Origin of the sequence: Paraburkholderia sediminicola (genome assembly GCF_046027355.1) — a bacterium.
Lineage (GTDB): Bacteria > Pseudomonadota > Gammaproteobacteria > Burkholderiales > Burkholderiaceae > Paraburkholderia > Paraburkholderia sediminicola_B.
On record NZ_JAQQEK010000063.1, the window covers coordinates 1 to 22,639 of the forward strand.

23 protein-coding genes are annotated in these 22,639 nt (G+C 63.4%); 10 read left to right on the plus strand and 13 right to left on the minus strand.

From position 1 onward, the window contains the following. Positions 1-101 precede the first annotated feature (101 nt). From kynA to kynB, 3 genes are read right to left on the minus strand one after another with little or no spacing between them, the layout of a single operon-like run. Positions 102-1,034: a tryptophan 2,3-dioxygenase gene (kynA, locus tag PQR42_RS44045; protein WP_408393210.1), complete on the minus strand. Its 933-nt coding sequence runs from the start codon at positions 1,032-1,034 to the stop codon at positions 102-104. A 10-nt stretch (positions 1,035-1,044) separates the two neighbouring features. Next, on the minus strand, positions 1,045-2,295 hold the full coding sequence (gene kynU / locus PQR42_RS44050) for a kynureninase (protein ID WP_408393212.1): 1,251 nt from the start codon (positions 2,293-2,295) through the stop codon (positions 1,045-1,047). 29 nt (positions 2,296-2,324) lie between these two features. Then, the gene (gene kynB, locus PQR42_RS44055; RefSeq protein ID WP_408393214.1) at positions 2,325-2,963 is read right to left on the minus strand and encodes an arylformamidase; all 639 of its coding nucleotides are present in this window, start codon (positions 2,961-2,963) and stop codon (positions 2,325-2,327) included. A 130-nt stretch (positions 2,964-3,093) separates the two neighbouring features. On the opposite strand from kynB, the gene PQR42_RS44060 reads away from it, so the two are divergent. Beyond that, positions 3,094-3,609 carry an Lrp/AsnC family transcriptional regulator gene (locus tag PQR42_RS44060; protein ID WP_012434188.1) on the plus strand — a complete coding sequence of 172 codons (516 nt, stop codon included), beginning with the start codon at positions 3,094-3,096 and terminating at the stop codon, positions 3,607-3,609. A gap of 125 nt (positions 3,610-3,734) precedes the next feature. Here PQR42_RS44060 and PQR42_RS44065 read toward each other — a convergent pair whose 3' ends face one another. Then, positions 3,735-4,244, minus strand: coding sequence for a flavin reductase family protein (locus tag PQR42_RS44065; RefSeq protein WP_408219940.1), 510 nt, complete (start codon positions 4,242-4,244; stop codon positions 3,735-3,737). Between the two features lie 257 nt (positions 4,245-4,501). On the opposite strand from PQR42_RS44065, the gene msrA reads away from it, so the two are divergent. Further along, positions 4,502-5,050: a peptide-methionine (S)-S-oxide reductase MsrA gene (gene msrA / locus PQR42_RS44070; RefSeq protein ID WP_408219942.1), complete on the plus strand. Its 549-nt coding sequence runs from the start codon at positions 4,502-4,504 to the stop codon at positions 5,048-5,050. A gap of 27 nt (positions 5,051-5,077) precedes the next feature. Here the strand turns inward: msrA and PQR42_RS44075 are convergent, their stop codons facing one another. The 3 genes from PQR42_RS44075 to pdxH all read right to left on the minus strand — a co-directional run bounded on the left by PQR42_RS44075 (position 5,078) and on the right by pdxH (position 8,632). Further along, positions 5,078-6,562, minus strand: a complete 1,485-nt coding sequence (locus tag PQR42_RS44075; protein WP_408393216.1) for a DUF72 domain-containing protein — start codon at positions 6,560-6,562, stop codon at positions 5,078-5,080. Between the two features lie 72 nt (positions 6,563-6,634). Then, the gene (locus tag PQR42_RS44080) at positions 6,635-7,849 is read right to left on the minus strand and encodes a class I SAM-dependent methyltransferase (protein ID WP_408393218.1); all 1,215 of its coding nucleotides are present in this window, start codon (positions 7,847-7,849) and stop codon (positions 6,635-6,637) included. A 141-nt stretch (positions 7,850-7,990) separates the two neighbouring features. After that, entirely contained in the window at positions 7,991-8,632 is a 642-nt protein-coding gene (gene pdxH / locus PQR42_RS44085; protein ID WP_408219951.1) for a pyridoxamine 5'-phosphate oxidase, read from the minus strand. 227 nt (positions 8,633-8,859) lie between these two features. On the opposite strand from pdxH, the gene tcdA reads away from it, so the two are divergent. Further along, positions 8,860-9,717, plus strand: coding sequence for a tRNA cyclic N6-threonylcarbamoyladenosine(37) synthase TcdA (gene tcdA, locus PQR42_RS44090; RefSeq protein ID WP_408393220.1), 858 nt, complete (start codon positions 8,860-8,862; stop codon positions 9,715-9,717). An 84-nt stretch (positions 9,718-9,801) separates the two neighbouring features. On the opposite strand, the gene trxA is transcribed toward tcdA, so the two are convergent. After that, positions 9,802-10,650 (minus strand): thioredoxin, encoded by an 849-nt coding sequence (gene trxA, locus PQR42_RS44095; RefSeq protein WP_408393222.1) that lies wholly within the window; start codon positions 10,648-10,650, stop codon positions 9,802-9,804. A gap of 81 nt (positions 10,651-10,731) precedes the next feature. Next, positions 10,732-11,607, minus strand: coding sequence for a pirin family protein (locus tag PQR42_RS44100; RefSeq protein ID WP_408219958.1), 876 nt, complete (start codon positions 11,605-11,607; stop codon positions 10,732-10,734). Between the two features lie 179 nt (positions 11,608-11,786). Between PQR42_RS44100 and PQR42_RS44105 the strand changes: the two genes are divergently transcribed. Continuing rightward, positions 11,787-12,689, plus strand: a complete 903-nt coding sequence (locus PQR42_RS44105) for an EamA family transporter (RefSeq protein WP_408393224.1) — start codon at positions 11,787-11,789, stop codon at positions 12,687-12,689. 91 nt (positions 12,690-12,780) lie between these two features. On the opposite strand, the gene PQR42_RS44110 is transcribed toward PQR42_RS44105, so the two are convergent. Continuing rightward, positions 12,781-14,361, minus strand: a complete 1,581-nt coding sequence (locus tag PQR42_RS44110) for an N-acetylmuramoyl-L-alanine amidase (protein WP_408495871.1) — start codon at positions 14,359-14,361, stop codon at positions 12,781-12,783. Continuing rightward, the gene (gene tsaE, locus PQR42_RS44115) at positions 14,343-14,921 is read right to left on the minus strand and encodes a tRNA (adenosine(37)-N6)-threonylcarbamoyltransferase complex ATPase subunit type 1 TsaE (RefSeq protein WP_408220650.1); all 579 of its coding nucleotides are present in this window, start codon (positions 14,919-14,921) and stop codon (positions 14,343-14,345) included. Before tsaE ends, PQR42_RS44110 begins: the two co-directional genes overlap by 19 nt. Before the next feature lie 17 nt (positions 14,922-14,938). On the opposite strand from tsaE, the gene queG reads away from it, so the two are divergent. The 3 genes from queG to xerD are packed head-to-tail and all read left to right on the plus strand — an operon-like array spanning position 14,939 to position 17,628. Further along, a complete protein-coding gene (gene queG, locus PQR42_RS44120) occupies positions 14,939-16,177 on the plus strand; it encodes a tRNA epoxyqueuosine(34) reductase QueG (RefSeq protein WP_408220652.1) in 1,239 nt (412 codons plus the stop codon). A 48-nt stretch (positions 16,178-16,225) separates the two neighbouring features. Then, entirely contained in the window at positions 16,226-16,696 is a 471-nt protein-coding gene (locus PQR42_RS44125; protein ID WP_408220654.1) for a methylated-DNA--[protein]-cysteine S-methyltransferase, read from the plus strand. Continuing rightward, positions 16,693-17,628: a site-specific tyrosine recombinase XerD gene (gene xerD / locus PQR42_RS44130; RefSeq protein ID WP_408495872.1), complete on the plus strand. Its 936-nt coding sequence runs from the start codon at positions 16,693-16,695 to the stop codon at positions 17,626-17,628. The genes PQR42_RS44125 and xerD overlap by 4 nt, the downstream gene beginning before the upstream one ends. A gap of 18 nt (positions 17,629-17,646) precedes the next feature. Here the strand turns inward: xerD and PQR42_RS44135 are convergent, their stop codons facing one another. Next, complete coding sequence (locus tag PQR42_RS44135) at positions 17,647-19,209, minus strand: class I adenylate-forming enzyme family protein (RefSeq protein ID WP_408393230.1); 1,563 nt, start codon at positions 19,207-19,209, stop codon at positions 17,647-17,649. Positions 19,210-19,347: 138 nt separating this feature from the next. Here PQR42_RS44135 and ybaK point away from each other — a divergent pair, with 138 nt between their 5' ends. After that, on the plus strand, positions 19,348-19,839 hold the full coding sequence (gene ybaK / locus PQR42_RS44140) for a Cys-tRNA(Pro) deacylase (protein ID WP_408220660.1): 492 nt from the start codon (positions 19,348-19,350) through the stop codon (positions 19,837-19,839). A 125-nt stretch (positions 19,840-19,964) separates the two neighbouring features. After that, positions 19,965-20,609 carry a glycerol-3-phosphate 1-O-acyltransferase PlsY gene (gene plsY / locus PQR42_RS44145; protein ID WP_408220662.1) on the plus strand — a complete coding sequence of 215 codons (645 nt, stop codon included), beginning with the start codon at positions 19,965-19,967 and terminating at the stop codon, positions 20,607-20,609. A 232-nt stretch (positions 20,610-20,841) separates the two neighbouring features. On the opposite strand, the gene PQR42_RS44150 is transcribed toward plsY, so the two are convergent. After that, positions 20,842-21,327: a YajQ family cyclic di-GMP-binding protein gene (locus PQR42_RS44150; protein WP_007180572.1), complete on the minus strand. Its 486-nt coding sequence runs from the start codon at positions 21,325-21,327 to the stop codon at positions 20,842-20,844. 220 nt (positions 21,328-21,547) lie between these two features. Here PQR42_RS44150 and murB point away from each other — a divergent pair, with 220 nt between their 5' ends. Then, on the plus strand, positions 21,548-22,588 hold the full coding sequence (gene murB / locus PQR42_RS44155; RefSeq protein ID WP_408393232.1) for a UDP-N-acetylmuramate dehydrogenase: 1,041 nt from the start codon (positions 21,548-21,550) through the stop codon (positions 22,586-22,588). Positions 22,589-22,639 lie beyond the last annotated feature (51 nt).

Here is a 22,639-nt window from a genome sequence, read left to right on the forward strand (position 1 = left end):
GCGCACAGGGGCAACGCTAATAGACCACTAAGAAATCAAGGAAAGGCCAAAAACCTTAGGATCACAGAAAAACCAAGCGCCGCGCAGGCAAAACAACGCTACTACAGCATAGTCCGAACATGCCAAAGTTCCGGAAACAAAACCACATCAAGCATCTTCCGAAGATAAGGCGCCCCACTGGTCCCACCAGTCCCTTGCTTAAACCCAATAATCCTCTCCACGGTAGTCACATGCCTAAACCGCCACTGCCGAAAAGCATCCTCGAGATCAACAAGCTCCTCGGCCATCTCATACAACTCCCAATGCTGAGAAGGATTCCGATAAACCTCCAACCAGGCCGCTTCAACAGAAGCATCATGAGTAGTAGGCTGCGTCCAATCCCGCTCCAACCTGGAAGCTGAAATCGCAAATCCCCGCCGAGCGAGCAACCGCACAACTTCATCATAAAAAGAAGGCGCTTCCAACGAAGCCTTAACCTCGGCAAACACATCAGCCCGATGCGCATGCGGCTTCAGCATCTGCTCATTCTTATTCCCAAGCAAAAACTCAATCTGCCGATACTGGTAAGACTGAAACCCGGAAGAACTCCCCAGATAAGGCCGCATAGCCGTGTATTCAGATGGCGTCATAGTCGCGAGAACACTCCAGGCCTGCACCAACTGCTCCATGATCCGCGACACACGCGCCAGCATCTTGAACGCCGGCGGCAATTCATCCCGACGCACGGCCTGCAGCGCCGCCCGCAACTCATACAGCGCGAGCTTCATCCACAGCTCGCTCGTCTGATGCTGAATGATGAACAGCATCTCGTTGTGATCCGGCGACAGCGGATGCTGTGCATCCAGCACCGTCCCCAGCGAAAGATAATCGCCGTAACTCATCGACTCCGAAAAATCCAGCTGCGCATCATGCCAGCCATCGCCTGAATCGGCGGCAGGGGAGGTCGCATGAGCCGCAACACTCCCGTGCCCAAACGGACATCCCTGCGCCGGCTTTTCTTCCGGCAGCCCCGGTGTTTGCATGTGATCGGTCATCGCGCGCTCCTCAGGTCACTGCGCCGCGTGCGGCGAATTCAGGTGCCCGCCAGGTCTCCTTCACGAGCACCTCGCGCAACGTGTCCACCGCATCCCACACATCGACAAAGCGCGTATACAGCGGCGTAAAACCAAACCGCAACACATGCGGCTCGCGATAATCGCCGATCACCCCACGCGCAATCAACGCCTGCATCACCTCATACCCATGCGGATGCTCGAAACTCGCATGCGACCCACGATGCGCATGCTCACGCGGCGTAACAAGCTTCAAAGGAAACTCGCTGCAACGCGCTTCGACCAGTTCGATGAACAGATCGGTCAACGCCAGCGATTTCTCGCGAACCGCCTGCATATCGGTTTGCAAAAACACATCGAGCCCGCATTCGACGAGCGACATCGACACCATCGGCTGCGTGCCGCACAGAAAGCGCCCGATGCCGTCATCGGGCTGATACGCCGGGTCCATCTTGAACGGCGCGCGATGTCCCCACCAGCCGGACAGCGGCTGCGCGAATTCGTTTTGATGGCGCTTCGGCACCCACACGAACGCGGGCGAACCCGGACCGCCATTCAGATACTTGTACGTGCAGCCAACCGCATAGTCCGCGCCGACGCCGTTCAGATCGACCGGCACCGCGCCCGCCGAATGCGCGAGGTCCCACAACGCGAGCGCGCCTTTATCGTGGATCAGCTTCGTGAGCGCGGCCATGTCGTGCATGTAGCCGGTGCGGTAGTTGACGTGCGTAATCATCGCAATAGCAACGTCGTCGCCGATCGCGTCCGGCAGTTCGGACGGATCGTCGACGAGGCGCAGTTCATAACCGCGGTCGAGCTGTTCGATCAACCCTTGCGCGATGTACAGATCCGTCGGGAAATTCGAGCGCTCGGAAACGATCACGCGACGCTTCGGATCGCGAGCATTCGCGACCCGCACGGCCGCCGACAGCAGTTTGAACAGGTTGATCGAAATCGTATCGGTGACGACCACTTCGTTTTCCGCCGCGCCGATCAACGGCGCGAGCTTGTTGCCGAGGCGGCGCGGCAGTTCGAACCACCCGGCGGTGTTCCAGCTACGGATCAGGCCTTCGCCCCATTCGGCGCCGATCACGGTTTGTGCGCGCTGCGCTGCGGCCGCGGGTGGCACACCCAACGAATTGCCGTCGAGATAGATGGTGGTCGACGACAGCGCGAACTGGTCGCGCAACGTCGCGAGAGGATCGGCGCTGTCGAGCGCCAGTGCTTCGTCACGGTGGTTCATGGTGATTCCGTCAGTCAGATCAGAGATGTTCATTGCGATTCGGGCAGCGCGCGCAGGATTGCGCGCACCGGGCTTGCATCGAGTGTGGTCAGCTTGAGCGGCAGCGCGATCAGTTCGTAGTCGCCGGGCGCGACGTCGTCGAGCACGATGCCTTCGAGAATCGCCATGCGATGCGCACGGATGCGGTGGTGAGCGTCCATCGTCTTCGACTCCTGTGGGTCGAGCGACGGCGTGTCGATGCCGATCAGCTTCACGCCGCGCGCGGCCAGCATGTCGATCGTGTCCGGCGCGACCGCGCAGAACGTGCTGTCCCAGGTGGTCGTCGGCGCATTTCTGTAAGTGCGCAGTAAGACTCGCGGCGGCAAGTCGTCGAGCGAGCCGACGAGGTGTTGTGGCGTCACAACAGGCGATGCGCCGATGCAATGAATCACGCGGCATCGGCCGAGGTACGCGTCGAGCGGTACTTCGCCGATGGCGGCGCCTTCGGCGTCGTAGTGTAGCGGGGCATCGGTGTGCGCGCCGGTGTGCGGCGACAAGGTTAGCCGGGCGACGTTGACGGGCGAGCCCGCCTCCATGCGCCATACGCGCTCGATGCCCACCGGCGTGTCGCCAGGCCAGACAGGCGTGGCGGTATCGACGGCGGGGGTGATGTCCCAGAGTGTTGGCATAGTCGCATCAGCGGTTTGTGTCTATCCGGGAATGATAGGTGGCTTGCCGCGAAATGTGATTGCGAAAAAATCTCCTTCTGAGCGGTGTCTTGGAACATAATTTGAGACAAACGGGAAAGGGAGACCGAATATGAACGCGATCTCGCTCGACGCCACCGATTGCCGTATCTTGACGGTGCTTCAGCAAGAAGGACGGATCAGCAATCTCGACCTCGCGGAGCGCATTTCGCTCTCGCCGTCAGCCTGTCTACGACGCCTGCGCCTGCTCGAAGAGCAGGGCGTCATCGAACATTACCGCGCGTGTCTGAATCGCGAAGTGCTGGGTTTCGAACTGGAAGCGTTCGTGCAGGTGTCCATGCGCAACGACCAGGAGAATTGGCACGAGCGCTTCGCGGAAGCGGTGCGCGACTGGCCGGAAGTAGTCGGCGCATTCGTCGTGACCGGCGAAACTCACTATCTGCTGCGAGTGCTCGCGCACAACCTCAAACATTATTCGGATTTCGTGCTGCAGCGTCTCTACAAGGCGCCGGGTGTGATGGATATTCGTTCGAATATCGTGCTGCAGACGCTCAAGGAGGATTCGGGCGTGCCGGTTTCGCTAGTGAAGAAAACCGGTGGGCATAGCGCGGCGCATAACGATCGCTGAGTGTGAGGGCGGCCGCGCCGGCAGAAAGGCGCGGGCGATTTATTTCTGGCGGCGACGGTCTTGTGCCGCATGTCATTGCTGAACCGCTTGAACCGTTCGTGCTGCATCTCAACGCGGGGACGCGTTCAAAGCGGTTCGAGTCCGTGAAAAAGGCCGTTCTGAAACACCAGCGGCGAAGTCTCAGCGGCATTCTCGTGCACGCCGCAGCGCTCCACTTCACCGACAAAAATCACGTGGTCGCCTTCTTCATACCGACTGCGGTTATGGCATTCGAACCAGGCAAGCGCGCCGTCGAGCACGGGCATGCCGGTGTCGCCTTCCGCGTGCGACACGCCTTCGAAGCGATCGCCCTTCACGGTCGCAAAACGCTTGCACAGATCGAGCTGCGACGCGGCCAGCACGTTGACCACGTAGTGACTGTTGGCGCGGAACACCGGCATCGACGCCGAGCGCGTGGCCAGACTCCACAGCACCAGTGGCGGATTGAGCGAAACCGAATTGAACGAACTGGCCGTGATGCCGATCAGTTGGCCGGACGCCGCGCGCGTCGTAATGACGGTGACGCCGGTGGCAAATTGGCTGAGCGCCTGTTTGAAGGCATTCTGGTCGAAGTTGGGCGGGCTGGCGTGCTTCATTGGGCGCAAGTCCCTGGCGCAAACCGGGTGAACCCCGGGCTGAACCGATCGCGCGCACGGCTGGAAACAAATGATTCGAAAGTCATAGTGAAAATCGTCGATTTGTCCCAATTTTAACTGCAATCGCGGCGGATTGGCCGCGACCCCAGCCGGTGAATGAAAAAGCCGCTAAGCTGGAAAGCTCGGATGGTGGCATGAGCGTTGCGGCGAACCGTGGGCCGGCATCGGCCGACTATGAGTTTCAAGGAGCGAGCAGCATGAGTCAGACAGGCGAAGTCGCCACCCTCGGTGGCGGGTGTTTCTGGTGCCTCGAAGCGGTGTACCTGGGCGTCGACGGCGTGAACGCGGTGGAGTCGGGCTATGCGGGCGGCCAGACCCAGCGCCCGACGTATGAGGCGGTGTGCGACGGCGTGACGGGCCACGCCGAAGTCGTGAAGGTCGACTTCGATCCGGCGAAGATCAGCTATCGTGAGATTCTCGATATCTTGTTCGCGATCCACGATCCGACGCAGTTGAACCGGCAGGGCAACGACGTCGGCACGCAATACCGCTCGGTGGTTTTCACGCATTCGGAAGCGCAGCGGGAAACGGCGTTGCAGGCGATCCGCGAGATCGGCGAGCAGGGCATTTACGACGGGCAGATCGTCACTCAAGTGCTGCCCCTCGACGGCAATTACTGGCCTGCTGAGGCTTATCACCAGAACTATTTTGCGCAGCACCCGAATCAGGGGTACTGCTCGTTCGTGGTGGCGCCGAAGGTGGTGAAGTTTCGTCAGAAGTTTGCTCACCGGATCAAGGCGAGCTAGCGGGATGAGCGGCCGCTTGCGCGTTGCTCAAGCGTCGGAGTCGGGCGGCTGCTCATTCTCATCAGAGGACGCAGGCTCATTCTCGTTCGATTGCCGACGCTCGTGCTCGTCCGATGGCGGCGAGTCATGCTCATGCTCATGAGCAAGCCGCGCATACGCCTCGATAATCGCCCGCGCCAACTCCACACAGCTGAGCGGCGCCGAGCCTTCCGCTTTATTGTTGATCGCGATCACCACCGGCTGGCCGGCGAGCGCGTAGCGCGCAGCCAGTTCGGCGAGCGATGCGCGCGTCGCCGGATCCTGGTCGACCAACTGGTTGAACGGTTCGTACTTGGCCTTCGCCTGTTCGTATTTGAAGCCGCCATGCAGACTCCAACGCACGATCAGCGGCCCGGCCGGTTCGCCGTCCAGCAACGCGAGCGCCGCGGACTGGCGCAGCGGATCGGGCATACGCGCGTGAATCCCGACGCAATAACGCACGCCCGCCGTTTTGAGCGTGCGGATAAAGCGCGGCGTGAGCAGACTCCCATCACGGATTTCGATCGCGTAGCAGGCGCTGTCCGGCAGCTTCGGCAAGGCCGCCAAAAATTCGGCCAGCCGTTCGATGAACACCGCCGGCTGCGCGAGCATCTGATCCGGCAGCGGCGAAAGCTGGAACACCAGCGCGCCGGCCTTGGCGCCGAGTCCTTCGAGACACGGCGTGACGAAGTCGTCGATCGCCATTTGCGCGTTCAGGAAACACGGATTCATCGAGACCGGCTCGCCACGTTCGGCGCGCACGGTGGCGTCGGTAATCGTCATTGGCGCTTTGACGATGAAGCGGAAGTGCTCGGGCACTTGTTGGGCGTAGCGCAGATACTCGGTGACCGTGAGGGCCTGATAAAACGACCGGTCGATGCTGACCGTCTTCAGCAGCGGATGCGCGCCGTAGGCCGTGAGACCCTCGCGCGAGAGTTTGCTGTTGCTGTACTCGTCGCCGTAGACGATGCCGTTCCAGCCGGGAAACGACCATGTTGAGGTGCCGAGGTGGATTTGCGGCGGTAGTTGCGCGGCGAGCGCAAGGAGTTGGGGCGAGGGTGGGGCGGCGAGGATTTCGCGGGTGCGGCGTTTTCTGGGGGCGTCAGCGGGGACGGGCGTGGTGTCGGCGCTGAGCGCGGTCGTGGCGTCTCCCGGCGCCGCCGCTTCGTCTTCCGGCCATAGCGAAGCAGCGCTTCCGGCCTTCGCGCGCGGCTGACGCCGACGCTCGGGCTGCGTCGCGGTGGCCGCATTAGCGTCCGAGGTTGCCCGCTCCCCTGTCTCCTGAGCGGCGTCCGCATCTGCCCCAGCGGTCCCGGCGGCCGCACCAGTGCCAGCGGCCCCAGCCGTTCCGCGCGGTAACTTCACACCGCCATCGCCCTTCGCCGCCGCCGCTTCCACCGGCATCCCGAACAGATCGAACTGCACGGCTTCGCCATCGGCGCCAGACTCGCCTTTCACCGGCTGATCAACTTCGCTTGTCCCGCTCTGGTCCATCGGTGTTCGACCTGCTGTTCAAAGGTTGCGCCGCGTCGATACGCTCATGCACGGCGCCGCGGCGCAACCGTATTACAGCGGTTTGTCGTACATAAAGCGGCGCGACCACGGCAAGTTTTTCGCGCTGCGGCCGGCTTTGCGGCACACCACCTGGTAGATGGAGACGTCGTCGGTTTCGAACGCGTAGGCGCAACCGGCGAGGTACAAGCGCCAAATGCGGAATTTTTCGTCGTCGACGAGCTTGCGGGCTTCCTCCGCATGCGCTTCGAAATTTTCCGCCCAAAGGTTCAGCGTGTGCGCATAGTGACGGCGCAGGCTTTCCACGTCAACCGCTTCGAGCCCACCGCGCTGCATCGACTCGAGCGCAAGGCTGATATGCGGCAGCTCGCCGTCCGGAAACACATAGCGGTCGATGAATTCGCCGCCGCCAAGCGCGGTCTCGCCGCTGTCCGAATCGCTCGACGTAATGCCGTGATTCATGGCGATGCCGTCGTCGACCAGCAGGTCGTGGATTTTCTCGAAGTAGCCCGGCAGATTTTTGCGGCCCACGTGCTCGAACATGCCGACGCTCGTGATGCGATCGAATTGCCCTTCGACGTCGCGGTAATCCTGCAGACGAATCTCGATCTGGCCTTCCAGGCCCGCCGCTTTGACGCGCGCGGTGGCGAGGTCGAACTGGTTCTGCGAGAGCGTCACGCCCACACACTTCGCGCCGAATTTCTGCGCCGCGCGCAGGACGAGCGCGCCCCAGCCGCAGCCGATATCGAGCAGACGCTGCCCCGGTTGCAACTGGATCTTGGTGAGGATGTGGTCGATCTTCTTGATCTGCGCGGTGGCGAGATCTTCGTCGCCGTTCTCGAAGTACGCGCACGAGTACACCATGTTCTCGTCGAGCCACAGCTTGTAGAACTCGTTCGAGACGTCGTAGTGATACTGGACCGCCTTCTTGTCCGACGCCTTCGAATGATTGAAGTAGCGCCGCACGCGCGCCAGCTTGCCCGCGCTGGTGACGGTATTGCGCGCCAGCTGGTAGCCGATATTGATGATGTCCGACAGCTTGCCCTCGATGTCGATCTTGCCCTTCACGTACGCCTCGCCGAGATTGTCGAGGCTCGGTTCGAGCAGATAGGGCAGCGCCGTGGCGCTTTTGACATGTAGCGTGACCTGAGGCGCGGCGAACTGCCCGAAGTCATGTTGCTGACCGTCCCACAGCACGAGGCGTGCGGGAACGTTAGCCCTGCTTTTTACCTCTTCCACCCACTGCGCCAGCTTCTTCTCCCAGAACATGTGATCTCTCCGTGTCCGTTGAATTAAAGCAAAGCCTGTGTGGATCGCAACTCGATGCGGCGCGACTCCCATGCCGCGAGATGCCATCCGGCCGCCGCGCGCTGCTGCGTTGGCAACGCGGTGGCGGCGTTGTATTCCGATTCAAGGCGATAGGCGGGAGATTTGCCAGTCGCTGTGTTCGCCTGAACGCGTGTAGAGCAAACGGTCGTGCAAACGCGACGGCCGGCCCTGCCAGAATTCGATTGCTTCGGGCACCAAACGATAACCGCCCCAGTGCGGTGGACGCGGTGGCTGGTCGCCGTATTGCAGGCGGATTTCGCGTTCGCGTGTTTCGAGCTGCGAACGGCTTTCAATTAGCTGACTCTGGTTCGAGGCCCACGCACCGATGCGTGAACCGAGCGGGCGCGACGCGAAATATGCGTCGCTTTCTTCCGCGCTGGTTTTGACGATGCGGCCTTCCACGCGCACCTGGCGTTCCAGTTCGATCCAGTAGAACAGCAGGCTGGCGTAGGGATTGGCGGCCAGTTCGCGGCCTTTACGGCTTTCGTAATTGGTGAAGAACACGAAGCCACGCTCGTCGACGCCCTTGATCAGCACGATGCGCGCCGACGGCCGGCCGCGCGAGTCGACCGTGGCCAGCGTCATGGTATTCGGTTCGGGCAGTTTGGCGTCGACCGCTTGTTGGAACCACGTATCGAATTGACGAAACGGGTTGCGGTTGATATCGGCAACGTCCAAAGAACCCAGCGAATAGTTTTTTCGAAGTTCGGCGAGTGAGGTCATGTTCTTATGCGAACGCTACAGTTCAATCAGTATAGCTAAGCCGCTGATTTTTTGCCTGCAGCCACATCAAGGTCCCGCGCGGTGCGGTCATGCATGCCGGCGTATGTGGCGCTCGGTGCTGCGCTTTTCGCGGCGATGCATCCTGCCGCGTTCAGGCAAAATACGGGGTTACGTACGCCTTTGCGTCGCCACGTCGTGTTTTTGCCTGACCACCGAGCCCTGCCATCATGTCCAGCACCACCGCGCAATCCGATCTTACTACCAGCCTCGACGGGAATGAAATCGCCGACCGCGCGCGGCGCTTCGGCGGCATCGCGCGTCTGTACGGCGCGCCGGCGCTCGCCGCGTTCGAAGGCGCGCACGTCGCGGTGATCGGCATCGGCGGAGTGGGGTCGTGGGTGGCCGAGGCGCTGGCGCGCAGCGCGGTCGGCACGCTGACGCTGATCGATCTCGACAACGTCGCCGAGAGCAACACTAACCGGCAGATCCACGCGCTCGACGGCAACTACGGAAAACCGAAGGTCGAAGCCATGGCCGAACGCATCGCGGCGATCAATCCGTTTTGCGACGTGCGCCTGATCGAGGACTTCGTCGAGCCGGATAACTTTGACGCGACGCTCGGCGGCGGCTTCGATTACGTGATCGATGCGATCGACAGCGTGCGCACCAAGACCGCGTTGATCGCATGGTGCGTGGAGAAGAAGCAGCCGTTGATCACGGTCGGCGGCGCGGGTGGTCAGCTCGATCCGACGCGCATTCGCATCGACGATCTCGCGCTGACGATCCAGGACCCGTTGCTGTCGAAGGTGCGCGGGCAACTGCGCAAACAGCACGGTTTTCCGCGTGGCCCGAAGGCGAAGTTCAAGGTGAGCGCGGTGTATTCCGACGAACCGCTGATCTACCCGGAGGCCGCCATCTGCGATATCGACGAGGAAGCTGAGCACGTCACCACGTCGCCGGGCCACACGGGGCCGGTCGGTTTGAACTGTGCGGGATTTGGTTCGAGCGTGTGCGTGACGGCGAGCTTCGGTTTTGCCGCGGCCGCGCATGTGTTGCGGGCGTTGGCGAAGCAGGCGACGGCTTGAAGTGATTTACGCCGCGGTGGATGCCGCGGCGCCAGTCAGGCGCTGCTGGGGCGCCGCGCCTGAATATCGATTGAGCCAATCAGATCAGAACAACGAAGCGCTCAGCTTGCGCCGCCATTGCGACACCAGCTCCGGCTGATGCGCGGCCAGATCGAACACCGACAGCATCGTCTTACGGCCGATATCGTCGCGGAACGTGCGGTCGCGTTGCACGATCGCGAGCAGTTGTTCGAGCGCTTCCGCATATTTGCGGCGGGCGATGAACGCGCTGGCCAGATCGAAACGCGCTTCGAGATCGGCGGGGTCGGCGGCGACTTTTGCCTCCAGCGCATCCGTTGGCGGCAGATCCGCGGCGGCGTCCACGGCGTCGAGGCGCGTCTTGATCGCGTTGAAACGCGCGTCGATGCCTTGTGTCGTTTTCGGCGACAGCAGATCGACTTCGTTGCGCGCTTCGTCGATACGGTTGTCTTCGAGCAGCATTTCAATGCGGTCCATGCGCGCTTCGTCGAAACCCGGGTCGTAGGCGAGGGCGGCTTGCAGCGCGTCGTACGCATCTTCGCGGCGGCCTTCGGCCAGCGCGGTTTGCGCTTCGAGACGCGCGGCGTCCGCGCCTTGCGGCACGAGCCGCTCGATAAACTCGCGCAACTGGCCTTCAGGCAGTACGCCGACGAACTGATCGACCGGCCGTCCGTCAGCAAAGGCCATGACGTGCGGAATGCTGCGCACCTGGAAATGTGCGGCCAGTTCCTGGTTCTCGTCCACGTTCACCTTCACGAGCTTCCATTTGCCGGCGGCTTCGGCTTCGAGCTTTTCCAGCATCGGGCCGAGCGTCTTGCACGGGCCGCACCAGGGCGCCCAGAAATCGACCAGCACGGGGGCCAGTGTCGACGCCGTGATGACGTCCTGTTCGAAAGTGGCCAGAGTGGTGTCCATTGCGTCCTCGTCGATAAAACGGTCTGTTGACTATTTGGGGCCGAACGCCGCGAGTTCAATGCTGCCCGATCCGACTTGCGCCTATTTGCGCAGGGGCAGCGGGATCCATTCGGTTTCGCCCGGCACCTTGCCCATTTCCTGATTAGTCCACGCGAGCTTCGCGGCTTCGATTTTCTCGCGCGAACTGGCGACGAAATTCCATTCGATAAAGCGTTCGCCATCCAGCTTCTCGCCGCCGAGGAGCATGACCCGCGCGCCGTGGGTGCTCGCCAGCGTCACCGTTTCGTCGAGCGCGAGCACCGCCATCTGACCGGCTTCGAGCGGCGTGCCGTCGATCTCCAGATCGCCATCGACGAGATAGACGCCGCGTTCCTCGTGCTCCGGTTCGAGCGCGAAGGCGCCGCCCGGCGCGAATTCGCCGGCCACATACAGCGTGCCGGAAAACGTCGCGACCGGCGAGGTTTCGCCGAACGCCGTGCCCGCGATCACCCGCAGCGTGACGCCGTTGCGCTCGACCACCGGCAGCGTCTCGGCGGCGTGATGCGCGAACGACGGCTCGATGTCTTCGTCATCGAGCGGCAGCGCGACCCACGTCTGAATGCCGTGCATGGCCTGGCCGCTCGCGCGGTCCTCGTCCGGCGTGCGCTCGGAGTGGACGATGCCGCGCCCGGCCGTCATCCAGTTGACGTCGCCGGGGACGATTTTCTGCGCCGAGCCGAGGCTGTCGCGATGCATGATCGCGCCTTCGAACAGATAGGTCACCGTGGCGAGGCCGATATGCGGATGCGGCCGCACGTCGAGGCCGACGCCGGGTTCGAGGGTGGCCGGGCCCATGTGGTCGAAGAAGATGAACGGGCCGATCAGGCGCGCCGCCATGGCCGGCAATACGCGCCGCACGGTCAGACTGCCGACGTCGCGCAGATGCGGTTTGAGGACTGCTTTGATCGAGGAGGACATGGCAGGCTCGGCTGGAAGGGTGGGTGGGATTTTTGTTTAATGGACGATTCTACTGCGGTGGGCGCGATGACGACGGCTCGGCGGCACATTGACGCCCCGGGAATCCGTAGCGCGGGCCGTCGCCGCGTGCTGACGGCGTCCGCTAAACTGCCGGATCGAACAATCGATTGGAGACTGGGATGTCGCCCAGGGATTTGCTGCTCGCGCTGGTCGTCGTCGTCGCGTGGGGTGTCAACTTTGTCGTGATCAAGGTGGGCCTGCATGGCGTGCCGCCCATGCTGCTCGGCGCGTTGCGCTTCGCGCTCGCCGCCGTGCCGGCGGTGTTTTTCATCAAACGGCCCAAGCTGCCGTGGCGCTGGCTGATCGCGTACGGCGCGACGATTTCGTTCGGGCAGTTCGCTTTTCTGTTTTCGGCCATGTATGTCGGCATGCCTGCCGGACTCGCCTCGCTGGTGTTGCAGGCGCAGGCGTTTTTCACGCTGATCTTCGCGGCCGCGTTCCTGCATGAGCGGTTCCGCATGCCGAATGTCGTCGGTCTGCTGATCGCGGCGGGTGGTCTTGCCGTGATCGGCATGCAAGGCGGCCATGCCATGACGCTGGCCGGTTTTGTCCTCACGTTGTGCGCCGCGTGTTCGTGGGCGCTCGGCAACATCGTCACGAAGAAGGTCGGCCAGGTCGACCTAGTCGGACTGGTGGTGTGGGGCAGCCTGATCCCGCCGCTGCCGTTTTTCGCGCTGTCGTACGCGTTCGAGGGTCCGCAGCGGATCGTCGCGGCGCTTTCCGGCATCAGCGCGATGTCGATCTTCGCCATCGTGTATCTCGCGTTCATCGCCACGTTGATCGGCTACGGGTTGTGGAGTCGCCTGCTGTCGCGCTATCCGGCGAGTCAGGTCGCGCCGTTTTCGCTGCTGGTGCCGATCGTCGGCCTCGCATCGGCGTCCCTGTTTCTCGACGAGCAGTTGTCCGCGGCGCAGATCGCGGGCGCTTTGCTGGTGATGGCGGGCTTGGCCGTGAATGTGTTCGGCGGCCGGGTCGTGCAGCGGTTTTCACCGGCGCGTCGCGCGACCGGCACGTCTGAGTGAAAACAAAAACGCGGACGAACATGAAGACGAAAAAACGGCCGCATCGAGCGGCCGTTTTGCATTGCATCGCATCGCGTTGCACACGCAAGCATCACGTCATGCGATTCTTCGCGAGCGGTGGATTCGCCGCGAAATAGCGTTTGATGCCGGTCATGATCGCATCGGCCATCTTCTCGCGATACGCGTCGTCGTTCAGGCGGCGCTCTTCGTCCGGGTTGCTGATGAAGGCGGTCTCCACGAGGATGGACGGAATGTCCGGCGCCTTCAGCACCGCGAACCCGGCCTGTTCGACCGAGCCCTTGTGCAGCTTGTTGATGCCGCCGATTTCCTTCAGCACGAAGTTGCCGTAACGCATCGAATCGCGAATCTGCGCGGTGGTCGACATATCGAACAGCGCGCGGTTGACGGTGGCGTCGGCGGACTTGATGTTGATCCCGCCGATCTGATCCGACGAGTTCTCCTTGTTCGCCATCCAGCGCGCCGCGGCGCTCGTGGCGCCATGCTCGGACAGCGCGAACACCGACGAGCCCTTCGCGTCGGGCGTGGTGAACGCATCCGCATGGATCGACACGAACAGGTCCGCGCCGACGCGCCGCGCCTTCTGCACGCGCACGTTCAGCGGCACGAAAAAGTCGGCGTCGCGCGTCATCATGGCGCGCATGTTCGGTTGCGCGTCGATCTTCGCGCGCAGTTTCTTCGCGATGTCGAGTGCAACATGCTTCTCGTACGTACCCGAGCCGCCGATCGCCCCCGGGTCTTCGCCGCCGTGACCCGGATCGATCGCGACGGTCAACAGACGCACCGTGTTGCTCTTGCCGGACTTGGGATTGGTGAAGGCGTAGGTATCGTCGCTGCCGGCATCGTCCGCGCCCAGCGTGCTGGCGCTGTTGCCCTTGTTGCGGGCGATGGCCGTGGGCGGCGCCACCGGCGCAGCAGGCGCGGCGGGCTTGCCGAGGATCGGCGGAACAGGTGTCGGCGCGACATGCACCGGCGGACGCGGCACGCTCGGCGCGGAGCCGCTGCCGCCGTTTTGCGCGTAGCGCTCGAAGAACGCTTCGCTGTTATCGGCGGTGGGCGGCGTGGTGCCGGGACCGCTCAGCGTGGCGGGCGGCGGCGCAGCGTTCTCTTCGTTCAGCGTCTGCTGCTTGCGTTCCGTCTGCGCGAGCAGATCCATCAACGGATCAGGCGCGACGGCGGGATACAGGTCGAACACCAGCCGGTACTTGTACGCGCCGACCGGCGGCAGCGTGAACACCTGCGGCTTCACCGAGCCCTTCAGGTCGAACACCATGCGCACCACATGCGGCTGATATTGCCCGACGCGCACCGACTGGATCTGCGGATCGTTCGGCGTGATCTTCGACACGAGGTCTTTCAACGCCTGATCCAGATCGAGGCCGCTCAGATCGACCACCAGCCGGTCCGGTCCCTGCAGCAACTGCTGGGCGTTCTGCAGCGGCTGATCGGATTCGATCGTCACGCGCGTGTAGTCGCGCGCCGGCCAGACCCGCACGCCGAGCACCGAGCTGGCCCACGCGAGACGCGGTGCGACGAGGCCGAGCACGAGCGTGGACGCACCCGCGCGCAGAATCTGCCGGCGCCGCCAGTTATGCGTTGCGGTAGCCGCCGATTCGATCGAGCGGAACGGTTTGATCAACATCTTTCGAGACATGCCTTTCCTGATTCGCTGTATGCCCGTGCGACGAGGACACGGCCGTCGCTTTCGTTCTCGTTATCGAGGTCGAGCGAGAAGACAAGATCCGGCACGCCGAGCAGACGACCCGCGCGTTGCGGCCATTCGACAAGGCAGACCGCGCCGCTGTCGAAGTACTCGCGAAAGCCCGCGTCGGCCCATTCGGCCGGATCGGTAAATCTATACAGATCGAAGTGATAGAGCGCGAGTTCCCCGGCGGGCCGCTCGAGCACGTAGGGTTCGACGAGTGTGTAAGTGGGGCTGCGCACGCGGCCGGCGTGGCCGAGGCCGCGCAAGGTCGCGCGTACGAGGGTGGTTTTGCCGGCGCCGAGGTCGCCGACGAGTTGGACTTGCAGCCCGTAGAATGCCTTGTCGCCGTCCGCGCCCGGCGTGCGTTGCGCGGCTTCGCGCACGCTTTCGATCGCCCGCGCGAAGCGCTCGCCGAATGCCATGGTGGCGGCTTCGTCCGCGAGCGCGAAGGTGCGTTCGAGCAGGACGTTGGCGGGCGGTTGGATCGCGAGATCGGGATTGACAGGCATTCTCGTAAAATGGCGTGATGAACCGAAGTCCGGAGTCCCCTGTTACCTGCACGCCTGCGTCCAACGACGATGCGCGTGCCGAGCGTCATTTCGATGAAGCGGCGCTGAACGCGCTCGCGCTGAACATCAAAGCGTGGGGCCGTGAACTGGGTTTCGGAGCGATCGGCATTAGCGACACCGATCTCTCCGCCGCCGAAGCGCCGCTTGCAGCCTGGCTGGAAGCGGGTTGCCACGGCGAGATGGATTATATGGCGAAACACGGCATGAAACGCGCGCGGCCCGCCGAGCTTGTGGCCGGCACGCGACGTGTGATTACCGCGCGCATCGCTTATTTGCCCGCTCAGACATTGAGTGGAAAGGCGCACGAAAGCGCTTTGCAGGACGGCCCGATCACGCAGGACTGGCGCGCAGCTGAGCATGCGCGGCTCGCGGACCCGTCGGCGGCGGTCGTCTCGGTCTATGCGCGTGGCCGCGATTATCACAAGGTCATGCGTAACCGTTTGCAACATCTGGCCGAGAAGATCGAAGCCGAGATCGGCGCGTTCGGCTACCGCGTATTTACCGATTCGGCGCCGGTGCTGGAAGTAGAACTTGCGCAGAAGGCCGGCATCGGCTGGCGCGGCAAGCATACGTTGTTGCTGCAACGTGACGCCGGTTCGCTGTTTTTTCTCGGCGAAATCTACGTCGATGTGCCGTTGCCGACCGACGCCGAGACTCTGCCCGAAGTCGCGCCCGAAACGCCGGGCTCGCATTGCGGGAGCTGCACGCGCTGTATCGGCGCCTGTCCGACGGGTGCGATCGTCGCGCCTTACAAGGTCGATGCGCGCCTCTGTATTTCCTATCTCACGATCGAATTGAAGGGCAGTATTCCCCTGGAATTGCGGCCGCTAATCGGCAATCGTGTGTATGGCTGCGACGATTGCCAGCTCGTGTGTCCATGGAACAAATTCGCGCAGGCCGCGCCGGTCGCGGACTTCGACGTGCGGCATGGGCTCGATCGCGCGTCGCTCGTCGAACTCTTTGCGTGGAGTGCGGACGAGTTCGATACGCGCATGCAAGGCAGCGCGATTCGCCGCATCGGTTACGAGAGCTGGCTGCGCAATCTCGCGGTGGGCATGGGCAACGCGCTGCGCGCGTCGTCTGAGAGTTTGAGCGCGCCGGCTCGCGAGGCGATCGTGCAGGCGCTGAGAATGCGCGCCAATGACGCTTCCGCCGTCGTGCGCGAGCATGTGGAATGGGCTTTGGAAGCGGCGTAGAGTAGCGGCAAAGCTGAATAGCGCCGCGCCAGTGAGGAGCAGGCAATCATGTTCAATGCAGTGATCGATGCGCCGTTCGGCAAGGTCGGCATCCGCCTCGAAGGCGAGGCCGTGCGCGAGATCGTCTATCTACCGGATTCGATGCAAAGCGTCGCGCCCGACACGGCTTTGGCAAGGCAAGCGGCCGAGCAGATCGAGCGATATTTCGAGCGCGCGTCGGCGAAGTTCGAGTTGCCGTTGGCCTCGGTCGGCACCGCGTTTCAGAAGCGTGTGTGGCAGGCCATCAGCGACATTCCGCCCGGCGTCGTGCTGACCTACGGTCAACTGGCGAGACAACTCGGCAGCGCGCCGCGCGCGGTCGGTCAGGCCTGTGGCGCCAACTACTTTCCGATTGTGATTCCTTGTCATCGGGTGGTGAGTTCGAGCGGCATCGGCGGTTTCGCGAATCACGCCGAAGAGGGTTTCTTCCGCAACATCAAGCGCTGGCTGCTGGCGCATGAAGGCATTCCCTACGCATGAGCGATACATTGATCGACGACGCGGCCGCCGCGTCACCTCTGTTCGTCGCCAGCTCGGCGTCGATCGATGCGTTTTGCGACGCGCTGTGGCTCGAACACGGACTGTCGCGCAACACGCTCGACGCGTACCGCCGCGATCTGCGGCTCTTTTGCGAATGGCTCGCGCAAAGCCGCAACGCCTCGCTCGATACCGCGAGCGAAGCCGATCTGAACGCGTATAGCGTGGCACGCCAGAAAGACAAATCGACTTCGGCGAACCGGCGGCTCTCGGTGTTTCGCCGCTACTACGGCTGGGCGGTGCGCGAGCATCGCGCCAAGGTCGACCCGACGGTGCGCATCCGCTCGGCAAAACAGCCGCCGCGTTTTCCATCGACGCTCAGCGAGGCGCAAGTCGAAGCGCTGCTCGGCGCGCCGGACGTGGCTACGCCCTTGGGCCTGCGCGATCGCACGATGCTGGAGCTGATGTACGCGAGCGGTTTGCGCGTGACCGAACTCGTCACGTTGAAGACGGTGGAAGTGGGCCTGAACGAAGGCGTGGTGCGCGTCATGGGCAAGGGCTCGAAGGAGCGGCTGATTCCATTCGGCGAGGAAGCGCATAGCTGGATCGAACGCTATCTGCGCGAGGCGCGGCCCGCGCTGCTCGGCGCGCGCGCGACGGACGCGCTGTTCGTGACGAATCGCGCCGAAGGCATGACGCGCCAGCAGTTCTGGAACATCATCAAGCGGCACGCGGCGGCGGCCGGCGTGCATGCGCCGCTCTCGCCGCATACCTTGCGGCATGCGTTCGCCACGCATCTGCTCAATCACGGCGCCGACCTGCGTGTCGTGCAACTGCTGCTCGGCCACACGGATATTTCGACCACACAGATCTACACGCACGTGGCGCGCGAACGGTTGAAGTCGCTGCATGCGCAGCATCATCCGCGAGGCTGAGGCGCGCTTGCGCTTTGCTCAGAGAAACTCGCGCAGCCGATGCTTGAGAATCTTGCCGGTCGATGCGGCCGGCAGCGCGGCGAGCACTTTGACTTCGGCCGGCCGCTTGTACGGCGCGAGACGCTCGCCGCACCAGTCGATCAATTCGGCGGGCGTCACCTTCGCGCCCGCAAGCAACTCGACGAACGCGACCACTTCCTCGTTGCCTTCCACGGCGCGTCCGATCACCGCCGATTGCACGACTTGCGGATGCGCGTTCAACACATGCTCGACCTCGGCCGGATACACGTTGAAGCCCGAGCGGATGATCAACTCCTTGCTGCGCCCGACGATATGCAACGCGCCGTCCGCGTCCTGCCGTGCGAGATCGCCGGTTCTGAGCCAGCCGTCTTCGGTCACGACCGTACGTGTCTGCTCAGGGCTGCGGTAGTAGCCGAGCATCACGTTGGGGCCGCGCACCCATAGCTCGCCGATTTCGCCCTTCGCCGCGTCGACGCCGTCTAGTCCGACGAAGCGCACCTCGATACCCGGAATGACTTCGCCGACGGAACAATCGCTGCGCGGCGCATCGAGCATGGTGTGCGACACGGTCGGGCTGCTCTCGGTCATGCCGTAGCCGTTGTGCAGCGGCAGACCGTAGACGCTTTCCACTTGCGCTTTCAAGGCGGCGTCGAGCGGCGAGCCGCCCGAATAGGCGAAGCGCAATTGCGGCGCGGACCACGAGTGGCCGTGTGTCTGCAGATGTTCGAGCAGTTTGGCGTGCATGGCCGGGACGCCCTGGAAGATCGACACGCGTTCCTCGGCGAGGGCGCGGCGCACGGCTTCCGGCGCGAAACGCGGCACGAGCCGCAAGGTCGCGCCCGCGTGCAGGCTGCCCAGACACACCGATGCGAAGCCGTACACGTGCGAGATCGGCAGCACGGCATAGACGACGTCGTCCGGGCCGACTTTGCGCAAGCGGCTCGAGATCGCGGCAATGAACAGCAGATTGCGATGCGACAGCATCACGCCCTTCGGTGCGCCAGTGGTGCCGGTGGTGTAAATCAACGCGGCGCATTGGCGGTCGCTGGCGGTTTCGACGGGTTCGGCGATCGCCGCGCTGTCCACGGTGTACGACCAGGCGCCGATGTCCGGCGTGATAGTGGGCGCCTTGGCGGCGTGATGGCGCCCTGCGTGCAGCTTGGCGTCGGCCGAGCTTTCCGTGGCGTAGGCGACCACGCGAGGCTGCGCGTGCGCGCGGATCGAGTCGAGCTCGGCCGCGGACAGGCGCGCGTTCGACACCAGCGCCCACGCGTCGAGTCGGGCGGTCGCGAACAGCAGTACGATCTGGACGATGCTGTTCTCCGCGACGATCATCACGCGATCGCCGCCGCGCACGCCCCATTCGCGCAGCAGCGCGGTGGCGGCGTCGACGGCCTCCAGCAGTTGCGCGCTGGTCAGGCGGCGCGCATCCTCAATCAAGGCGATGTGCTGCGGATCGCGCGCGGCGGCCAGCGTCGGAATGTCGGCGATGCGCGCGGGCAGCGCGGCCAGCAACGCGGGAATGTCAATGTTGGAACGGGTGGATGAATCGAAGCTCAACGCTGTCTCCTATGTCGACCGATACCCGGCGTACGTTGCGCCGGAAGATTTTCGAACGATCGTGCCACAGCCGCCGGACCCGCACAATTGGCCATTCGGCAAATAGCCGTTGTGCAAAGTCGCCATTACAATGCGCCGATGAGCAAATCCCGACACGTCTCCGAAACGCCGGCCACGCAGTTTCTGCGTCGCCATGGCGTCACTTTCGGCGAACATCCTTATGATTATGTCGAGCACGGCGGCACCGCGGAATCGGCGCGCCAGCTCGGCGTGGACGAACATCACGTGGTGAAGACGCTGGTGATGGAAGACGAGCACGCCAAGCCGCTGATCGTGCTGATGCACGGCGACCGCACCGTCAGCACCAAGAATCTCGCACGGCAGATCGGCGCGAAGCGCGTCGAGCCGTGCAAGCCCGAGGTGGCGAACCGCCATTCCGGCTACCTGATCGGCGGCACCTCGCCGTTCGGCACGAAGAAGCCGATGCCGGTGTACGTCGAGTCGAGCATTCTCGAGATGGACAAGATCTGGCTGAACGGCGGCCGGCGCGGGTTTCTGGTCAGCATCGACCCCAAGGTGCTGACGGCGTTGCTGGCGGCGAAGGCGGTTCAGTGCGCGAGCGTCGATTGACGTTTGCCTGAATGTTTTGCGGGCGCGCGGGTTCGGTAGAATGTGCGCCGCCTCGTTCCGAGTTGCGCGCCCTGTTGCGGTTGGGGTATCGAGTTTCAGACCGCCGATCCTTATAAGAGTCCCAGATGCAAAACCTGATCGTTGCTGTCGTTGCCTACCTGATCGGTTCGGTGTCGTTCGCCGTGATCGTGAGCGCCGCGATGGGCCTCGACGACCCGCGCTCGTACGGCTCGGGCAACCCGGGCGCCACCAACGTGCTGCGCAGCGGCAGCAAGAAGGCCGCGATTCTCACGCTGATTGGCGACGCATTCAAGGGCTGGCTGCCGGTGTGGTTCGTCGTGCACTACGGCGCGCGCTACGGGCTCGACGAGACGTCGGTGGCGATTGCGTCGGTGGCCGTGTTTCTCGGCCACCTGTATCCGGTTTTCTTCCGCTTCAAGGGCGGCAAGGGCGTGGCGACCGCGGCCGGCGTGCTGCTCGCGATCAATCCGATTCTCGGCGTGGCGACCTTGCTGACCTGGCTGATCGTGGCGTTCTTCACGCGCTATTCGTCGCTGGCGGCGTTGGCCGCGGCGGTGTTCGCGCCGATCTTCGACGGCTTCCTGTTCGGGCCGCATGTCATTGCGCTGGCGATCGTCGTGATGAGTTCGCTGCTGGTGTGGCGCCACCGCGGCAACATCGCGAAGCTGATGCGCGGGCAGGAGAGCCGCATCGGCGACAAGAAGAAAGCGGATGCGGCGGCGAGGGCGGCGGGTGGTGGCGACGTTTGATGTACGGTGCTTCGAGGCTTCAATGCCTCGGCGCGTCTTGCGCGGTGCACTAGTCATGCACGTCACCGTGCGCGTGCCGGGCGGTTGCACTGCGGCGCACGCAGAGACGGGCGCGGGCGCTTGCGCGCCGGCAGTCTGGTGCTTAGTGCTCAGCGGCCAGTGCGCTTGTCGTGCGCGGTGCCGCACGCCAAAATGGCAGCGCATGCGTTAGACGCACTCGCGCCCCGGCAGATCAGTCGCGGAAGTTGTTGAAGTCGAGCGGCGTGTCAGTCACGTCCTTGCGCAGCATGGCGATCACGCTTTGCAAATCGTCGCGCTTGCCGCCGGTAATGCGCACCGCGTCACCCTGAATGCTCGCCTGAACCTTGATCTTGCTGTCCTTCACGAGGCGCACGATTTTCTTCGACAGATCGCCCGACACGCCTTTCTTGATCTTGATGACCTGCTTGACCTTGTCGCCACCGATCTTCTCGATCTTGCCGTAGTCGAGGAAGCGCACGTCCACATTGCGCTTGGCCATTTTCGACAGCAGCACGTCTTTCACCTGGCCGAGTTTGAAATCATCGTCCGCGTAGGCCGTGATTTCGTTTTCCTTGTGTTCCACGCGTGCGTCCGACCCTTTGAAGTCGAAGCGCGTGGAAATTTCCTTGTTGGACTGCTCGATCGCGTTCTTGACTTCGATCATGTTCGCTTCGCAGACGACGTCAAACGATGGCATTTTTTTCTCCCAATAGTGCTGCGGTGCGTGACGCAACCGGGCGGCTGCTCACGGGGCACTCGCTATAATCACGGACCGGACGTCATTTTACCGACGCCACTCCCTTTTGCCCAAGGCCGCCGCGCATTGTCTGCGTACTGTCGCCCGGCCGGGGGCCGAAGCCGGGTTCATCGGCTGCTTTATTCGTTGTCTCATTCGTCGTTTCACTGTTCTCATTCCGATGTCCCAATCCGACTCCGCCGCGTTCATGGCCGGCTATCCGCTGAAGGCGCACAACACCTTCGGCTTCGACGTCCGCGCGCAGTTTGCGTGCCGCATCGAGCGTGAAGAGCAACTGATGGCCGCGGTGCGCGATCCGCGCGCAGCCGGCCTGGCGCGCCTCGTGCTGGGCGGCGGCAGCAATGTCGTGCTGACCGGCGACTTTGGCGGTCTGGTGCTGCTGATCGCGCTGCAGGGCCGCCGCGTCGTGCGCGAGGATGATGACGCATGGTACGTCGAGGCGGCCGGCGGCGAGGCGTGGCATGAGTTCGTCGGCTGGACTTTGTCGCAAGGTTTGCCCGGGCTCGAGAACCTCGCGCTGATTCCGGGCACGGTGGGCGCGGCGCCGATTCAGAACATCGGCGCGTACGGGTTGGAGATGTGCGAGCGCTTCGCGTCGTTGCGCGCCGTGGAGCTGGCTACCGGTGATGTGATCGCAATGGATGCGCAGGCGTGCCGCTTCGGCTATCGCGACAGTTTTTTCAAGCGGGAAGGGCGCGACCGTTTCGTGATTACGTCGGTGACGTTCCGTTTGCCGAAGCTGTGGCAGCCGCGTGCCGGGTACGCGGATCTCGCGCGCGAACTGGCTGCCAACGGCCATGCCGACACGTCGCCGACCGCGCAGGCCATTTTCGATGCGGTGGTGGCGGTGCGGCGCGCCAAGCTGCCCGATCCGTTGGAACTCGGCAATGCCGGCAGCTTCTTCAAGAATCCGGTGATCGAAGCGGCGCAGTTCGACGCGCTGAAGGCCAGGGAGCCGGACGTCGTGTCGTACGCTCAGCCGGATGGGCGGGTGAAACTTGCCGCCGGCTGGCTGATCGATCGATGCGGCTGGAAAGGCCGCGCAATGGGCGCGGCAGCGGTGCATGAGCGGCAGGCGCTGGTGCTGGTGAATCGCGGCGGCGCGAGCGGGGGGGAAGTGCTGGCGCTTGCGAAAGCAATTCAGCGCGATGTGCTGGAGCGGTTCGGGGTGGAGCTGGAGGCGGAGCCGGTTTGTTTGTGATGATTGGCTGACGATAAAAAAGGCGCCAGGAGTTTCCTCCCGGCGCCTTTC

What these genes read in the sequence shown, in the direction of transcription:
- ybaK (WP_408220660.1), top strand. Translation starts at nt 19,348, where the DNA reads ATGAGCAAATCCCGACACGTCTCCGAAACGCCGGCCACGCAGTTTCTG.
- kynA (WP_408393210.1), bottom strand. Translation starts at nt 1,034, where the DNA reads ATGACCGATCACATGCAAACACCGGGGCTGCCGGAAGAAAAGCCGGCG.
- PQR42_RS44150 (WP_007180572.1), bottom strand. Translation starts at nt 21,327, where the DNA reads ATGCCATCGTTTGACGTCGTCTGCGAAGCGAACATGATCGAAGTCAAG.
- PQR42_RS44125 (WP_408220654.1), top strand. Translation starts at nt 16,226, where the DNA reads ATGTTCAATGCAGTGATCGATGCGCCGTTCGGCAAGGTCGGCATCCGC.
- queG (WP_408220652.1), top strand. Translation starts at nt 14,939, where the DNA reads ATGAACCGAAGTCCGGAGTCCCCTGTTACCTGCACGCCTGCGTCCAAC.
- plsY (WP_408220662.1), top strand. Translation starts at nt 19,965, where the DNA reads ATGCAAAACCTGATCGTTGCTGTCGTTGCCTACCTGATCGGTTCGGTG.
- PQR42_RS44075 (WP_408393216.1), bottom strand. Translation starts at nt 6,562, where the DNA reads ATGGACCAGAGCGGGACAAGCGAAGTTGATCAGCCGGTGAAAGGCGAG.
- PQR42_RS44100 (WP_408219958.1), bottom strand. Translation starts at nt 11,607, where the DNA reads ATGTCCTCCTCGATCAAAGCAGTCCTCAAACCGCATCTGCGCGACGTC.
- PQR42_RS44060 (WP_012434188.1), top strand. Translation starts at nt 3,094, where the DNA reads ATGAACGCGATCTCGCTCGACGCCACCGATTGCCGTATCTTGACGGTG.
- xerD (WP_408495872.1), top strand. Translation starts at nt 16,693, where the DNA reads ATGAGCGATACATTGATCGACGACGCGGCCGCCGCGTCACCTCTGTTC.
- kynB (WP_408393214.1), bottom strand. Translation starts at nt 2,963, where the DNA reads ATGCCAACACTCTGGGACATCACCCCCGCCGTCGATACCGCCACGCCT.
- trxA (WP_408393222.1), bottom strand. Translation starts at nt 10,650, where the DNA reads ATGGACACCACTCTGGCCACTTTCGAACAGGACGTCATCACGGCGTCG.
- kynU (WP_408393212.1), bottom strand. Translation starts at nt 2,295, where the DNA reads ATGAACCACCGTGACGAAGCACTGGCGCTCGACAGCGCCGATCCTCTC.
- PQR42_RS44065 (WP_408219940.1), bottom strand. Translation starts at nt 4,244, where the DNA reads ATGAAGCACGCCAGCCCGCCCAACTTCGACCAGAATGCCTTCAAACAG.
- PQR42_RS44080 (WP_408393218.1), bottom strand. Translation starts at nt 7,849, where the DNA reads ATGTTCTGGGAGAAGAAGCTGGCGCAGTGGGTGGAAGAGGTAAAAAGC.
- tcdA (WP_408393220.1), top strand. Translation starts at nt 8,860, where the DNA reads ATGTCCAGCACCACCGCGCAATCCGATCTTACTACCAGCCTCGACGGG.
- murB (WP_408393232.1), top strand. Translation starts at nt 21,548, where the DNA reads ATGTCCCAATCCGACTCCGCCGCGTTCATGGCCGGCTATCCGCTGAAG.
- msrA (WP_408219942.1), top strand. Translation starts at nt 4,502, where the DNA reads ATGAGTCAGACAGGCGAAGTCGCCACCCTCGGTGGCGGGTGTTTCTGG.
- PQR42_RS44105 (WP_408393224.1), top strand. Translation starts at nt 11,787, where the DNA reads ATGTCGCCCAGGGATTTGCTGCTCGCGCTGGTCGTCGTCGTCGCGTGG.
- PQR42_RS44110 (WP_408495871.1), bottom strand. Translation starts at nt 14,361, where the DNA reads ATGTCTCGAAAGATGTTGATCAAACCGTTCCGCTCGATCGAATCGGCG.
- tsaE (WP_408220650.1), bottom strand. Translation starts at nt 14,921, where the DNA reads ATGCCTGTCAATCCCGATCTCGCGATCCAACCGCCCGCCAACGTCCTG.
- pdxH (WP_408219951.1), bottom strand. Translation starts at nt 8,632, where the DNA reads ATGACCTCACTCGCCGAACTTCGAAAAAACTATTCGCTGGGTTCTTTG.